At 35.3% G+C, this 1,279-nt stretch carries 3 protein-coding genes; all 3 read left to right on the forward strand.

Annotation, left to right across the window (positions count from 1 at the left end; genetic code table 11):
- Positions 1 to 226, forward strand: a 226-nt coding sequence (locus HMPREF3047_RS11415) for a hypothetical protein (RefSeq protein WP_168165901.1), incomplete at its 5' end; no start/stop codon positions are given.
- Positions 227 to 277: 51 nt separating this feature from the next.
- On the forward strand, positions 278 to 571 hold the full coding sequence (locus HMPREF3047_RS04770) for a hypothetical protein (protein WP_063068744.1): 294 nt from the start codon (positions 278 to 280) through the stop codon (positions 569 to 571).
- A partial coding sequence (locus HMPREF3047_RS04775; RefSeq protein ID WP_283127036.1) for an IgG-binding virulence factor TspB family protein occupies positions 525 to 1,279 on the forward strand: 755 nt, incomplete at its 3' end. The genes HMPREF3047_RS04770 and HMPREF3047_RS04775, both read left to right, overlap by 47 nt.

Genomic DNA, 1,279 nt, shown 5'->3' on the forward strand with positions numbered 1-1,279 from the left:
TTTTGAGTATGAACAAGGGGCTAGTTATGGCGGGGCAGATTATGGCTTCGGTGACTTTATGGAACCCGACCCCGATCACGAAACGCATGAAGAGTATATGGAAAGGGTTTGGTCGGATGGTTATGACGAACATCAGGATTATTTGAATTTCCTGATTGATGCCGGTCTTATGCCCGAAGATAGTACGGTTGAAGACATGATAGCAAGTGGTTATGGTTCGTTTTAATGAAGAAGCGATATAATCTAACTTTCAGCAACCATCACGAAAGTTAGGATTATGTTAGAAAAGAATGAAAAGGATTTTTTCTATATAACTGAATTTGAATTAGATGAATTATCTAAATTCTATTTAGAAAAACCTTTATCTTTTGTATTTTATTCATATTTAGAAGAAACTGGATATTTGAAAAAATTCTCTTTAGATAAATGTCAGAATTTTTTCAATAGAATAAATTTCAATAAGGCATGTTTTGAAGTTTTATTTAAAGATAATTCAGTTTTCACTATTGGAAATGGTGAAATAAATGTTACGGGTTTTGACAATAATTTTTCTATTAGGTTTGAGCTTTGAATCTTTTGCTGGTGATTTGCAAGTTAGAAACGGTAAATTAGCCTATCCTTTGACTGAAAAATTTAATGAAAATGGTTTCAGACCTTGGAAAATTATTGGTGGTGGAATTGATCAAGAGTATCAGTCTAGATTCGACAAATCACTTCATGTCCGTGAAGCCTCCACAGGCCTCCGATCCGCCTCAACTGTCCCCGTAACTTTAGAAGCCCGAGTATCCCGAAAAGCCGTACTTTCAGGCGCATTTGGCCTGGTAAAAGCAGGCGCAAAACTTGCTTTAAAAGCTGCTCCTTATGTTGGTGCTGCTTCATATGCTTATGATGCCTATCAGGCCGTTAATCCGTCTCTTGAATCTGCTGGATATGAATACAATGATGTAAGCAACGAGTATTTAAAAGTTTATAAAAATGCTTTATGTACGATTGACAAGGATTCATGTGTAGGGGTTGATTCATCTGTTATGCGAGCATTAAGTAAAGGCGGTGTTAGTGAAAAACAAGCTCAAGAATTGTTAGTAATGCAAGTTGAATCAGAATTTAAAAAATATTTTGATAATGTAGTAAAACCTAACGAGCCTGACCTTTATTTTAAATATTGCTTTTGGCTTGACGGCGTGTCATGTGAAACGAGTAGACCATCCAGGTACGGATATTATTTTCAAAATAAAGAGTTGACGAAAACTTTAGAAGAGGATGAATTTTTAAAAATTGC

The organism is Neisseria sp. HMSC075C10, assembly GCF_001815615.1.
Classification (GTDB): domain Bacteria; phylum Pseudomonadota; class Gammaproteobacteria; order Burkholderiales; family Neisseriaceae; genus Neisseria; species Neisseria subflava_A.